The organism is Paenibacillus sp. Soil750, from assembly GCF_001428045.1.
Lineage (GTDB): Bacteria > Bacillota > Bacilli > Paenibacillales > NBRC-103111 > Paenibacillus_E > Paenibacillus_E allorhizoplanae.
On sequence record NZ_LMSD01000001.1, the window covers coordinates 297,065 to 309,908 of the forward strand.

The window sequence follows — 12,844 nt, forward strand, 5'->3', positions numbered from 1 at the left end:
TGGTATTATATACCAGCTAGTATCAATTGTATAAATCTGGGAGGTATGTATTTGCAAGAACAACTGTCAACTGCGAACAAAATTGCATGGGAAACGAAAGCTTATCAGGCATGGGTTCATAATTATGGAACACCAGAAGAACTTGCAGAAAAACTGAAGCTAGAACACAAACATCATTTACGCTACTGGCTAAAGTATATGGGTGATCCAGCTGGCAAGCGAGTTATTAATTTACTCGGCTCACACGGTCGTAAGGCAATATCTCTTGCATTGTTAGGTGCAGAAGTGACGGTGGTGGACATATCGGAAGAAAATCGATTGTACGCGATGCAGGTTGCTGCTGCTACTGGTGTCAAAATTGACTATATCTGTTCTGATGTTTTGGATATCCCAAATGAAGAAGCATTAGGCCAATTTGACATCGTGTTGATGGAGTTTGGTATTTTGCATTATTTTACAGACCTCAATGCTATTTTCAGCGTTGTTCGTCGTAGACTTGGGAAAAATGGTCGGTTTATTTTGACTGACTTTCATCCTTTCGCACGAGCATGGCTGAACACATACAACTTGCCGCAGCCAACTGGTAACTACTTCGATGATCGTATTAAAGAGGGGCAAGTAGCCTTTGCTAAGTTGCTCCCCGAGGAAGAACGTTCTGAGTTAAGTAAGGTATTAGTTCGAAGTTGGACAGTCGGAGAAATCATTACTGCCATTGGAACAACAGGATTATGTATAAGAACATTTGAAGAGATTGCAAGTAAGGCAGATCCAAGATTTCCAGAGTTCTATACGCTAATTGCTGATAAATTGGATGTGGAGTTATCTCCGTTGTATCGTTGAAACCCACAGCCTATTGCTGTGGGTTTCTTTAAGTTTTTATTTTCACCACTAAACATGGTTGCTATTCGCAAAATATTCACGTGTATCTTTGCGGGATTGAGGAGTTAACACGCGATCAAGTTCTTCGTTTAACCAAGTAAGCGACTTGTTACGGAGAACATTGCGCATACTATCTTCAGCTTCGCGCATGGTTAAGTTAATCAAACAGGGAGAAGCTTTAGCGCATGCGGCATAGTCTTCATCACGGCAAAGATAGCTATTATTTTTGATGTTCTTGCATTGAAAAATCGGAGAAGCACCTTCAACAGCTTCAACGACATCCCAAAAAGAAATATCCGCAGGCGACTTGGCTAATTTATAGCCTCCTTTTACACCAGGGACAGAGATTACAATGCCAGCTTTGGTTAATTTACTAAAAATCTTCGAAAGATAGGTTTCCGAAACGCCTTGAAAAGCGGACAGTTCTTTAATCCCTATGGTTGAATCAGGAGGAATATCAATGAGATATACCAAGCAATGCAGTCCATATTCAACGCCAATACTATACTGCATCCCAACACCTGCTTTCAGTTCTATATAAAGGTTGCTATTAAACATCTTAGGTTGATTTAAACCCCTTGTCAAATAGGGGGATTTGGTGTTTTCAGCTAAAAGACCCATGATTTATCGTTGACAGTAATTAGCGAAATGGTTATATTGTAGATATAGTTAATCGACGATTAATATCATCGACGATATGGCGAGGCGATATCTTATATCAACTAAAAATAAAGGAGTGTACTCACACATGGAAATCAGATTCGACTATACGAAAGCACAACCTGAAGCTTTTCAAACACTTTTAAAATTGGAAGGATACGTAAGGAAGAGTGGTCTTGATCACACATTGTTGGAGTTGATTAAAATTCGCGCCTCGCAGATTAATGGATGTGCTTACTGCCTGGATATGCATACGAAAGATGCGCGTGCGATGGGGGAGACGGAGCAACGATTGTATATGCTCAACGCATGGCGTGAGGCTCCTTTCTATACAGAAGCAGAGCGGGCCGCGATCGCATTAACGGAGGCTGTGACCAAAATTTCGGAGGCTGGCGTTCCGCAGGAATTATATGCGCAAGTTCGCAACCATTTCGATGAAGGCCAATTTGCCAACTTAATTATGGCGATTAATGCGATCAACTGTTGGAATCGAATTGCCATTTCAACGGGTATGGTACCAGGAGATTATCAACCAGCGGCTCATAAATAATGAGTTATCACATACTTCTATTTGATTTAGATGATACGTTGTTAGATTTTGGCGCTAATGAAAAAGATTCATTAAACAAATTGTTTCAGCAACACGGATATACGCTATCGGATGAGTTGTTTCGTGTATATAATTCCGTCAACAAACAGCTATGGACTGACTATGAAAATGGCAAAATTGCTTTAGATGAAGTGCTAAACGCAAGATTCTCAGATACGATGTTAAAGCTGGGACATGTTGTGGATGGCGTTGAATGGGAAAATATGTACAGGGAACTGCTAGGCAATGGAAATCAGCTTATGGAAGGTGCTTTAGAATTATGTCAGAGCCTATCTGCATCCCATAGATTGTTTATTATCACGAATGGCATCACCCAAACTCAGATAAAACGATTGAAGCTCTCAGGCTTATATGAATTTTTTGAAGGCATTTATGATTCTCAAAGCATTGGATTCGCCAAACCGGCAAAAGAATTTTTCGACTATGTGATGAGTCAGATTAAAGATTTTAATAAAAAAGATGCACTGATTATCGGAGATTCATTAAATACCGATATACAAGGTGGTATTCTGTCAGGTATTGATACCTGTTGGATGAACACGAAGTCACAGAAAGACTCTACAGAAATTCAAAGCACGTACACGATCAAAAGTTTAGTGGAATTATATGAGATATGCACCCTTGCAAAATGATTGCCTACACTTCATAGATTAAAAAAAGAAGCTTCCAAAACCACACGTTTTGTGGCTTTGGAAGCTTTTGCAATGTTTCGATATAAAAATTGTGGATTATCTATCAAAAATAATTTGGTTGAAATTGGTACAGGTACGTAAAAAGTCAATTGGTGGTCCAATGCATGCTCTACCACCCAAGATAAGTCTAAAATGACCATGAGCAAGGTCTCCAAATTCCCCTCTGAAAGTCAATTCTAAAACGAAAAGACCAAATTCTCCGCCTAAACTAAACGTTGGATTCCTCAAACTTATCGTTCCAGATAAAACAGGTGCCCCGAACACTCTCACAGTGATTTTAATACTTGGGTCACTGGGATCAACATCTAAGTCTAGTCCTAACCCATCGATTAATCGTACAGAAACACAAGTATGACCCGGAGGGCATGAGGTAATTGGTGGCTGAATTAAATTATCAACAATACGTTGACTAAGTAGAACGTTCTTGCTGATGGTTTTAAGTTGTTTATTGATCTTTCTCAAACTCTTTTTAATCTCATCATTGTATTTTTTGCACGCTAAGAGATGATCAATCATTTTTTGATTAATAAGAACATTTCGGTTGATTGTTTTAAGTTGTTTTTGTATTCTCAGCAAGGAATCTTTATCAAATTGTTTGCCTGAGAGAACTAGTTTAGTTCCAATCGTGTGCTGATTAATGAGAACTGCTCTATTGATGGCCCTCAGTTGTTTTCTAATCTGTAATAAGATAACTTTTTCATCTTTTTTGCAAGTCTGTCTAAATTCAATTATTTTCTTTCTATTGAGAAGAACAGCATTGTTAATAGCAATCAGTTGTTTTTGAATCCTTACTAAAATATCATTCTTATTATTTCCTGACATTGACTTGCACCTCCTTTGCAGTACAATAATATATGTGCCGTTTCATATTTTGATATAGGACAAATCCTCAGATTGAGATATATAGTGAAAAAACAAACACCAGTCTAACACTTTATGTTCGTGTTAACTGGTGTTTGTTTTTTGAATTATATATTTTCTTATGTTCCTAATGCTTGAACTAACAATGAGTAATCTCACAAATCTGTGTTAAAAAATGTTCAATAGAGAGCCACGTCAGGAACAGCCCTCCTGAAACAATAAACACGGCTCCCGCAATCGCAATCCAAATATGCGACTTGTTTCTTCCGATTTTGTTTGTATTACCAGTATCCCATTCATCCGTAGGTTTTATATAGCTCCCTCCTTTTCCTCACCAACCGAACTAACTCCGTAACGCGCCAAAGCCTTTGTCGCCGACTCCAGCATACGTCTTCTTAAAAAATCCCCCTCGACCACACGAACTCGCTTTCCAAGAAAACGGACCTTGGAAAGCAGATACTCCGTTTCGTCGCCAAAAATAGTTACCCTGACTCTATAGATATCCTTCTCTGTATCATATGCAACGTCTTTTTCAAAACTGGAAAGGGCATATAGAATTCGCGACAGCTCTCTATTGTAATCACGAACAACTTCAATGACGGCTTCGCCTTTGCGTGCGTCTAGAGCTTTTTTGCTCTTTACCATAATGCTATCTGCATCCTCTGTTTTCAATGCCTCAGCAGTAACACTTATAATCTTATCTAATTTAGTACGCATGATCGTGTGATGCCGAAAATCATACCAGAGCAGGTACCATTCCCTTTTGACCATGGAGTATTCTAATTTATAGGGTAGCCCGGATTGGTCTGATTGCATGCGTCCGCTTTTAATCTCATAGGTTAAGCGTATTCCACTTCTCTCCGTAATAAGCCTACGTAAAGTTCGCAGGAGCGGGTGGTAGACATGTTTCTCCCTACTGCGGGCTTTTTCAATGAGATGGTCCGAGGTGTCCATGATCCGATCTTGACCTAGGATTACTCGTAGTTTATCCAACGTTTCGGAAGTGAAAGCCTTATCCGCAGCAGGATGCCCGAGCATTGTTTTGAGCCACGCCCTTTCGTGCGAAGTGACCATGAACGTACCTGAGTCTTCTAGCCGGGAAATAATTTGGTAATTAAAAATCTTCTCAAACAGATTCATAATAAGCCTGAATCTCCTTCCATTCAGCGATCATTTCCCTGCGGAACTGAACCGGCTCAAGAATTTCACAGCTAGACCCGAAACTGCGCAGCCAAGGCTTAATTTCTGTCGTCCCGTTAACCAGGATCTCATAGATAAAAGAATGCTCATCCTCCTGCACGATTTGCCCCCATTGACCTTGCAGCCATACACGCTCCCTAACAAAATTAGGCGCAGAACCTTCTGGATTGTAAAATCGAGCACGAACCTTCACAGGTTGCCCCGTGTCTATCAGCCAGCTATACTGAATTTTCGCATGAAGCTCGTTCAACCTGTTCTCAAAGACATCTTCGCCAACGGATTCATCTTCTTCAATCTGCGTAATCCCTTCCAACCGATATTTCCGAATCCCCTCTCTGCCATTTGCGAGAAGATACCATCTCCCGTACTGATGATCATAGATTACTTTCAGCGGGAGCGTTTTCTCCACTTTTCCGTTCGTATCCTTCTCGAATAACGGGTTGGTGTTCTTGGAGGCGTAGCTTTTTTCGGACTTTGGTGAAAAATATAAGAAACGAACCTTACGACGATTGCGGATCGCATTCAGGATCGTGAACAAATGGGCTTCATCTAAGATGCGGGAATAATAGTGATATTTATATAAAAAAGGCTCAATGGCGTGCCTCTCAGCATGTTGGCGAGTCAAATGCTTCTTCAAGCCATCGCGCAGCAAATAGCCTTGAACAGAAGGGACCTGCGTGTTCGCCATGACATCTACGAAATCATAGAGGTCATAAAGCTCCTTGTTCGATAATCCGTGGATCAAATCGTTTTGGATGCGGTAGCGATAGGGACGAGCACCTGCTTGCCTTGAGATGACACCAACTTCTTCCAGATACTTAAGATCAGAACGGATCGTCTTCTCATCGGGCAAGGATAGATCGGAAGATTGACTGGTGCAACAGATGTCTAACAGTTCCATGGCTGTTAAAGCTTGTTCGTTCATCGCGGCCAGCAGCAATGAGATTCTCTGAGATTCCGATTCCTTCAGTGACTTGGCTCGAAACAAGAATAGGAGCATCGGATCGGTGGACTCGTAATAGCTGAAGCGAATCGTTTCGGCGAACTCTTTGCGCTCCTCCTGCGGTAAGTGCTGGTACGTGGAGCTTACGATTTCTTTTAACCGTCGGATCGTCTTGTCAAAAGTATGGATAGAAATGCCCAGTCTCTCTGAGAACTGCTGTCTGTTGTAGGCACCACTCGTCAGCACGAGCATGCGCAGAAACTGGATTTCTTTATCAAAGCTTTCCTTAGCCACGCTACTCCTCCGTTCAATCTACATCTTATTTCCATTGTATCAGGGGATGGAATTGGGCGAAATGGTAAACTTTCTCTGTTGTCGTAATACTTTTGCCATGTTCGATGAAATGAAAATGAGGGAAGATAGGTACATAAGAGGGTTACATGTATCAAAGGAGGAAGTCAAATGTTAGATGTTCATCAACAAATCCTAGAAGAGTTGAAACGGATCGAGAAGGAAGAAGGCGTCTGTATCTTGTATGCCTGTGAATCAGGCAGTCGTGCATGGGGCTTCCCCTCCAAAGATAGCGATTATGACGTAAGATTTATATATATAAGGCCAGTAGAGTGGTATCTTTCGATTTATGATAAACGCGATGTCATCGAGCGACCAATCAGCGATATGTTGGATATCAATGGCTGGGACCTGAGGAAGGCTTTGAATTTATTTCGTAAATCGAATCCGCCTTTACTTGAGTGGTTACAGTCTCCCATACCGTATCTGGAGAATTTTACGGTAGCCGATCAAATCCGTCGTATTTCGCCACTCACGTTTTCTCCAAAATCGTGTATGCACCACTATTTGCACATGGCAAAGGGGAATTATCGGGAATACTTGCAGGGTGATCATGTCAAAATCAAAAAGTATTTCTATGTCCTGCGCCCGATCTTGGCCTGTGAATGGATCGAGCGAAATAACACGATGCCACCTATCGAGTTTCAAGATCTAGTCGATCGTTTAGTACCAGAGGGCAGTCCGCTGAAGGCAGCTATTCAAGAGCTGCTTGCTCGTAAAATAGCCGGTGACGAAATGGATTATGAGCCAAGAATCAATCCGATTAATGAGTTTTTAGAGACGAGAATCGCCTACTATGATCAAGCCGCATCCGTCATGCAGGTTGGTGAAGGTGGTCAGGATCGGCAGCTAGACGAGTTATTTCGTTCGGCATTGAAGGAAGTATGGGGATAGGTGTTACAATTTTCACTTACAGGAGCTGAGCTACATGACCTATCAAAATATTAACGGCGTACGCGTCTGGGGGCAGCCTGATGAGGGCGCTTTGTCACAAGCGAAAACATGTTCAGAAACAGGAAGAGTCGTTCAAACCCTTCTTATGGCTGATCATCATAAAGGGTATAGCCAGCCGATAGGCGGAGTTGTCGTATACGACGGTCAATTATCGCCATCAGGCGTAGGTTATGATATTGCCTGCGGGAATAAAGCCGTAAGAACGAATCTAATGGCTGCTGATATCAAGCCTCGCATGGCAGGCATGATGGATCAAATTGCACGCAAAATTTCCTTCGGTATCGGGCGCGTGAATAATGAAAAAGTTGATCATGAATTGTTCGATGACCCAGATTGGGATGTTTACAAAGCAATTGGTAAACAAGAACATGACAAGTTAAAGGCACTTGCTCGTGATCAGCTTGGAACCGTAGGTAGCGGGAATCATTTTGTGGATGTGTTTGAGGAAGTGAGCACGGGGCGAGTGTGGGTGGCGAATCATTTTGGCAGCCGCGGGTTCGGTCATAAGACAGCGAGTGGATTCATTAATCTGACGGCTGGCCGCGACTTTCTGGGTAACGCACCAGGTGAGAAGATGGATCAACCACCGATTCTTTTGGATTTGTCGAGCGAGCTGGGAGACATGTATTACAGAGCTATGAAGCTGGCAGGGCGCTATGCCTATGCAGGGCGAGACTATGTGATGGAGCAAGTGTTGGCTATTTTAGGAGCTGATGCGGATTTCGCGGTGCATAATCATCACAATTTTGCTTGGAAAGAAGAGCATGATGGTCAAGAGACTATAGTAGTCCGTAAAGGGGCTACGCCTTCTGCGCCGGGGCAACTTGGTTTTATCGGGGGAAGCATGTGCGATATCTCCGTGATCGTCAGAGGGAAAGACACTGATGAGAATCGAGATGCTTACTACAGCACGGTGCATGGCGCCGGCAGGGTGATGAGTCGGACGCAAGCGGCAGGCAAAATGAACTGGAGAAACCGCACTAGAAGCGGAGGTCAAATTTCACCAGATCGCATGATGAATGCGGTCAAAGATTACGGTGTGGAGCTTCGTGGAGCGGGTACGGACGAAAGTCCTTTTGTCTATCGGAAGCTGGAAGATGTGCTGGGCGCGCATGAGGAGACGATTGAGGTGCTGCACGTGTTGAAGCCGATCGGTGTTTGTATGGCAGGAGCGGATGAGTTCGATCCGTATAAGGATTAGGGGGGAAACAGGTGAAATCTATGCTGTTAGTGATGAAAAACATCACTACAGCCCCCTCTCACTAACGATAAAGGCAGTCCCCCAAGTAGAATTCTACTTCGGGGACTGCCTTTACTCATTCAACGCATCCTCTAATTCCCACGTATCGCCAATACCGCTTACCTTGTAGCAAGAACCTTCCAACGAAATGCAAGCTTCCAGCTGGAGCTTTGGAAAGGTTAACAACCAGCTCTCCTCATTGTTCTCATACTTTATAGGGAGCACCTCATGCAGGTGCCGGATGAAATCGAAAACATTCGTGTCATCGCCTGTCCCTCGCTTGAAATCAACCCAATGACCTGTGACCTTTCGATCGTTCACCGCGGTGAGGAGATCAATAAGCCAAGAAGGAGCAGCCCCTGCTTCATCGAGCTCGTTCTCCGCAATGTGCTCCGCCAAAGCTTGCCTATTAACCTGCTGCAAACCGTCGGCAATTAATGCTATAGTCAGCTCATCCAAGAGCTGACGCAATGTATTCCGTTCGGATGACTCCATGCCCTACACCTCCTAACTTACTGGAAACATCGTATTGATTTTCAATTTGCCGTTGTCTGGCTGAATATCTAATTGGACCTGATCGCAAGTGACCTCTGTACCATCGCGGAGATAACCGACCCCTGCCCCTGGTACGCTGATTATGGTACCCATGCCGACGAGCTTCTGCTTCGGTGCGTTTTTGGACACCAAAGTGCTGTAAGCACTGGTGAAGGCCGCCTTATGCTTATCATCCGAGACGAATTTCGAAGCGGCTTTGCCCGTTGGCACTTTACTCACCCGACCTGAAGGCGCGGTACCGCTTTTCAATCGTTCGCGTTGCTGTTCTTCCGTAGTATGCGCCCCATGATCGGCATAGGAATGTCCACCACCGACATCATATGTACTTGGATCATTGGCATCCAATCCGTCGTATAGGGTGGCAGCCACCTTTTGAATCGTATCCGATGATGTTGATGCTTCTCCACTTACTAAACTATCGTTGTCCGATCTCTTCATTTGCATACGCTCGCCGCCGAAATCAGATGCTTTCGCCCCCATACGATCAGCTTCGGATTCTAATCCGTGATCATCATTAGTGGTGACCCCACCAGCTTGCTGCGTAGGTGCCACTCTGCCTTGACGCTGTTGGACGACATGCCAAGCCTCATGCGGCAAATGCTGCTCTTGACCAGGTCCTACATGGATGTCATTCCCTTGTGCATAAGCCAAGGCTTGCAACTGAGCAGGTTTATCGGAATTGTAATGCACCTTAACGGAATCCATGGATATACCGGATAAGTTTTCTACACCAGATTTCAAATTATCGGGCATGCCCGTGTTATTTTTTTTGGTCTGAATAGGCTTCTCGGATGGTGCTGGAGATTGAGATCTAAATAATTGAGCGACGGCGCGATTTCCGATGGTTCTCTGTAGTTGTGCGATATGTGAAGTGGAAAAAGGGGACATACGATCCGCTGTTCCAGTTTGTTTGGCTGAGCTGTTAGAGGGTTTCTGCTTATCGTATTGTTCTGACGATTGGTTATTTTTCACATGTGATTGATAACTCATGAATACAATTCACCGCCCTAAGTAAATTACCGAACTTTCAACAAATTTCCTTTCGTTTCCTTATTTATTTTAAGGTAAAAGTTACCATTGGACAACAGTTCTAAAGTTGCGTTTATTCCTCCCAATTCACAAGGTAATATCAAGATAAGAGAACAAAACAAAAATAGTGATACGTAAGCAACCTGCGAAAATGATGTAAATAAGTGAGCAAGGTCAATTATTTGGAGCGGAAAGCGCGAAATGAAACGATTACAATTGGGTTAAGGGATAGCGAAATGGCCAATCTCAAATTTGCTAGATAAACGGGGGCGATGAAATGTTCACAAATAGAAAGTGGCTTAGTACAATGGCAGTCTCTTGTCTGACGTCTCTAACCCGAATACGACGGTTGAGTTCAACGTAATTCTGAACACCGAGTATTAGCAAAAATGGAATTTGATCGCAGCATACAGTGACGATCAGATTGCCGAAGGTGAGCGAGTGAGTGGAGAGATGGAATAACATAAAGGCAGTCCCAAGGTATAGCCTTAGGGACTGCCTTTTTCACTACTCAGATGAAAGTTTCATAGTAAAATCTCTATCAATAAGGAAAGTAAGGAATCTGAACATGTTCAATTTTCACACCTACGGGTTTAATAATGATAGCCTTGCATTCTGTCGTTGACTGAGGTAATTGAATCGTACCGCTTCCATCGTAATACATAGGTTTGTCTTGTTCGTTGTTCATCCTTACGCCTCCCGTAATATTAATATTACGATTTAAATCGTAGCATTTCCGGGGCAATTAAACAATAAATTAATTTATTGTGAAATAGTCCATAAGAAGCAGGATTTCATCAGAGAATGTCGAAAATCTAGTTGTTTTCACATTTAAATCACACTTTTTTTACAATTTCATCACAATTATGATGACAGATTTGGAGTTGTTGGCAGAGTGTATCTTATCGAGCGAATTAATCAAATCTATCAGCGATACAAGAATTACGAATGGATCTATATTCTCCCCCTTGTCGTGCTTTCACTAAAGAGGAAATTAGAGTACTTTTTCTTTATCCTGCACTCAGAGAAGGGACTCCCGAAATCGGAAGATTCGCAGTGGTATCTGAATTACGCCCACTCCCTGTTAACAGATTTCAAGCTTGGCTTACATATGAATGATCTTCTTTACTTGGGCTATAACCTCATTCTCGCCATATTGATAGGTGTGTTTAAGGAAGAATATATCGTTGTTTTTATACAGGCTGTAACAACTGCATCGTGTGTGATCTTGGTTTACCTCATCACTCGTCGATTATTCAACCGAATTACCGCAATAGTAGCCTCGTATTTCTATGCAACATCTTGGCATATTACGGTTTGGTCGATGTACATTCTTTCAGATAGTTTATTTATGAATCTAGTATTGTTGAATGTCTTCCTTCTTCTTAAAACGCTTGAGAATAACAATAAAGGTATGGGTTCGTTATTTCTCATTTCTTCGCTCCTCATGCTGGTATTCCGCCCAACGGGAGTCCTGACACTAGCATTTATTTTCATTTACATCGCATTGCAAATTAACCGATATCCATTATTCGCTTTCCTCAAGAAGCATAGATATAAGTTTGTATGCGCTTTACTAATCGTTTTCGCAGCTGTTGGTTTTCTTGTATTTACTCACAAATTGAATCCACTTCTCACATCCCTTCAATATAATGCGAAGTTGGTTTTATACAATATATATGCCAAAGGCTGGATTTATGATAACCCTTCAGGTCATGACTATGCCTATCGTCCCGATTATCGCATTGATATTTTCGGCAGTTTGATCCTGAGCTTTCTTATTCATAATTGGGATCATGTACTGTTGTTATATGGCAGAAGGGCTCTTGCGTTTATCGGCTGGTGGGTATGGAAGACGGATATACGGAGTCTGGCTGGGGTTATTAAATTGTGCAAGGATGTCGTCCCGTCACTTCTATTTCTATTCGGAACTTACGCTGCCATAAAGAACAACCTATTCAGAAAAACATCGATTGTTTGGTTAGTTATTGTGTCGATATTCCTATTTTGTATGGTGTTGTTCATGGATAGTATGTATCGCTATAAGCTGCCTGCTTTACCCTTTATTTGTATCGTCTGCGGGTATGGTGTCGAGAGATTGATCCGCATAATGCTATTCTTCATTAACAAATTTGGGGGGAAGTTGCTTCAATGGAACAGAAACAAGCACTCATTGTGATCCCGGCCTATAATGAGCAGAACAATATTCTAAAAGTAATCAAGGATGTTCGTGAGAATCTTCCTAGATACGATATTCTCGTTGTTAATGATTGCTCGAAGGACAACACGTCTGCGATAGCCAAGCAAGCAGGAGATGGCGTCAAAGTTGTGGACCTCTCCTATAATTTAGGGATTGGCGGCGCGGTGCAAACTGGCTTCAAATATGCCGAGAAGAACGGTTATTCGTATATGGTGCAAATTGACGGCGATGGTCAGCACCTTCCCAGCGAGGTGGACAAGCTATTTGCGTATATGACGCAAACGGGGTCCGATATGGTCATCGGCTCGAGGTTTCTAGATATTAAATCGTTCCAAACGACGTGGACAAGGCGCCTTGGTATTAAAGTGTTCTATTACTTATTTCGCTTGTTAATTCAGACGAAGATTACCGACGGGACTTCAGGGTTTCGGATGTATAATCGCAAGAGCATAGAGTTGTTAAGCCAATTTTATCCAGACGATTACCCAGAGCCAGACGCCATTATTTTGATTAGCAAACATGGACTTCGCATCGGGGAAATCGGCGTTGAGATGAGAGAGCGTGAACACGGTGTCTCCTCCATAACCCCGATCCAAAGTCCCTATTATATGACAAAAGTAATTATGTCGATCTTATTCTCTTTTACAAGGACAAGGACGAGGTGGTAGGA

General features: G+C 42.7%; 14 protein-coding genes. 7 read left to right on the forward strand and 7 right to left on the reverse strand.

Annotation, left to right across the window (positions count from 1 at the left end):
- Positions 1-51 precede the first annotated feature (51 nt).
- Positions 52-840: a class I SAM-dependent methyltransferase gene (locus ASL11_RS01245; RefSeq protein ID WP_056608820.1), complete on the forward strand. Its 789-nt coding sequence runs from the start codon at positions 52-54 to the stop codon at positions 838-840.
- Between the two features lie 48 nt (positions 841-888).
- Here the strand turns inward: ASL11_RS01245 and ASL11_RS01250 are convergent, their stop codons facing one another.
- The gene (locus tag ASL11_RS01250; protein ID WP_056609588.1) at positions 889-1,392 is read right to left on the reverse strand and encodes an RrF2 family transcriptional regulator; all 504 of its coding nucleotides are present in this window, start codon (positions 1,390-1,392) and stop codon (positions 889-891) included.
- 235 nt (positions 1,393-1,627) lie between these two features.
- Between ASL11_RS01250 and ASL11_RS01255 the strand changes: the two genes are divergently transcribed.
- Both ASL11_RS01255 and ASL11_RS01260 read left to right on the forward strand, forming a co-directional pair.
- Positions 1,628-2,089 (forward strand): carboxymuconolactone decarboxylase family protein, encoded by a 462-nt coding sequence (locus tag ASL11_RS01255; protein WP_056608821.1) that lies wholly within the window; start codon positions 1,628-1,630, stop codon positions 2,087-2,089.
- Positions 2,089-2,781, forward strand: a complete 693-nt coding sequence (locus ASL11_RS01260) for a YjjG family noncanonical pyrimidine nucleotidase (RefSeq protein ID WP_056608823.1) — start codon at positions 2,089-2,091, stop codon at positions 2,779-2,781. Before ASL11_RS01255 ends, ASL11_RS01260 begins: the two co-directional genes overlap by 1 nt.
- Positions 2,782-2,877: 96 nt before the next feature.
- Here the strand turns inward: ASL11_RS01260 and ASL11_RS01265 are convergent, their stop codons facing one another.
- From ASL11_RS01265 to ASL11_RS01275, 3 genes are all read right to left on the reverse strand, one after another.
- The gene (locus tag ASL11_RS01265) at positions 2,878-3,663 is read right to left on the reverse strand and encodes a hypothetical protein (protein ID WP_056608825.1); all 786 of its coding nucleotides are present in this window, start codon (positions 3,661-3,663) and stop codon (positions 2,878-2,880) included.
- A gap of 348 nt (positions 3,664-4,011) precedes the next feature.
- Positions 4,012-4,842: a WYL domain-containing protein gene (locus tag ASL11_RS01270; protein WP_056608827.1), complete on the reverse strand. Its 831-nt coding sequence runs from the start codon at positions 4,840-4,842 to the stop codon at positions 4,012-4,014.
- A complete protein-coding gene (locus ASL11_RS01275) occupies positions 4,829-6,139 on the reverse strand; it encodes a helix-turn-helix transcriptional regulator (protein ID WP_056608832.1) in 1,311 nt (436 codons plus the stop codon). The genes ASL11_RS01270 and ASL11_RS01275 overlap by 14 nt, the downstream gene beginning before the upstream one ends.
- Before the next feature lie 168 nt (positions 6,140-6,307).
- On the opposite strand from ASL11_RS01275, the gene ASL11_RS01280 reads away from it, so the two are divergent.
- Positions 6,308-7,090, forward strand: a complete 783-nt coding sequence (locus ASL11_RS01280; RefSeq protein WP_056608834.1) for a nucleotidyltransferase domain-containing protein — start codon at positions 6,308-6,310, stop codon at positions 7,088-7,090.
- Positions 7,091-7,124: 34 nt separating this feature from the next.
- The gene (locus ASL11_RS01285) at positions 7,125-8,351 is read left to right on the forward strand and encodes an RtcB family protein (RefSeq protein WP_056608836.1); all 1,227 of its coding nucleotides are present in this window, start codon (positions 7,125-7,127) and stop codon (positions 8,349-8,351) included.
- A 111-nt stretch (positions 8,352-8,462) separates the two neighbouring features.
- Here ASL11_RS01285 and ASL11_RS01290 read toward each other — a convergent pair whose 3' ends face one another.
- The 3 genes from ASL11_RS01290 to ASL11_RS36235 form a co-directional block, all read right to left on the reverse strand.
- Positions 8,463-8,885 carry a hypothetical protein gene (locus tag ASL11_RS01290; RefSeq protein ID WP_056608838.1) on the reverse strand — a complete coding sequence of 141 codons (423 nt, stop codon included), beginning with the start codon at positions 8,883-8,885 and terminating at the stop codon, positions 8,463-8,465.
- A 12-nt stretch (positions 8,886-8,897) separates the two neighbouring features.
- Entirely contained in the window at positions 8,898-9,935 is a 1,038-nt protein-coding gene (locus ASL11_RS35545) for an eCIS core domain-containing protein (RefSeq protein WP_082595193.1), read from the reverse strand.
- A 580-nt stretch (positions 9,936-10,515) separates the two neighbouring features.
- Positions 10,516-10,662 carry a hypothetical protein gene (locus ASL11_RS36235; protein WP_157256761.1) on the reverse strand — a complete coding sequence of 49 codons (147 nt, stop codon included), beginning with the start codon at positions 10,660-10,662 and terminating at the stop codon, positions 10,516-10,518.
- Between the two features lie 207 nt (positions 10,663-10,869).
- Between ASL11_RS36235 and ASL11_RS01300 the strand changes: the two genes are divergently transcribed.
- A complete protein-coding gene (locus ASL11_RS01300) occupies positions 10,870-12,153 on the forward strand; it encodes a glycosyltransferase family 39 protein (protein WP_056608840.1) in 1,284 nt (427 codons plus the stop codon).
- Positions 12,126-12,842, forward strand: a complete 717-nt coding sequence (locus ASL11_RS01305; protein ID WP_056608842.1) for a glycosyltransferase family 2 protein — start codon at positions 12,126-12,128, stop codon at positions 12,840-12,842. The genes ASL11_RS01300 and ASL11_RS01305 overlap by 28 nt, the downstream gene beginning before the upstream one ends.
- Positions 12,843-12,844 lie beyond the last annotated feature (2 nt).

Bases quoted from the DNA above. Each gene is read 5' to 3' on its own strand.
- ASL11_RS36235 (WP_157256761.1), bottom strand. From the start codon at position 10,662: ATGAACAACGAACAAGACAAACCTATGTATTACGATGGAAGCGGTACG.
- ASL11_RS01260 (WP_056608823.1), top strand. From the start codon at position 2,089: ATGAGTTATCACATACTTCTATTTGATTTAGATGATACGTTGTTAGAT.
- ASL11_RS01255 (WP_056608821.1), top strand. From the start codon at position 1,628: ATGGAAATCAGATTCGACTATACGAAAGCACAACCTGAAGCTTTTCAA.
- ASL11_RS01290 (WP_056608838.1), bottom strand. From the start codon at position 8,885: ATGGAGTCATCCGAACGGAATACATTGCGTCAGCTCTTGGATGAGCTG.
- ASL11_RS01305 (WP_056608842.1), top strand. From the start codon at position 12,126: ATGGAACAGAAACAAGCACTCATTGTGATCCCGGCCTATAATGAGCAG.
- ASL11_RS01280 (WP_056608834.1), top strand. From the start codon at position 6,308: ATGTTAGATGTTCATCAACAAATCCTAGAAGAGTTGAAACGGATCGAG.
- ASL11_RS01265 (WP_056608825.1), bottom strand. From the start codon at position 3,663: ATGTCAGGAAATAATAAGAATGATATTTTAGTAAGGATTCAAAAACAA.
- ASL11_RS35545 (WP_082595193.1), bottom strand. From the start codon at position 9,935: ATGAGTTATCAATCACATGTGAAAAATAACCAATCGTCAGAACAATAC.
- ASL11_RS01270 (WP_056608827.1), bottom strand. From the start codon at position 4,842: ATGAATCTGTTTGAGAAGATTTTTAATTACCAAATTATTTCCCGGCTA.
- ASL11_RS01285 (WP_056608836.1), top strand. From the start codon at position 7,125: ATGACCTATCAAAATATTAACGGCGTACGCGTCTGGGGGCAGCCTGAT.
- ASL11_RS01250 (WP_056609588.1), bottom strand. From the start codon at position 1,392: ATGCAGTATAGTATTGGCGTTGAATATGGACTGCATTGCTTGGTATAT.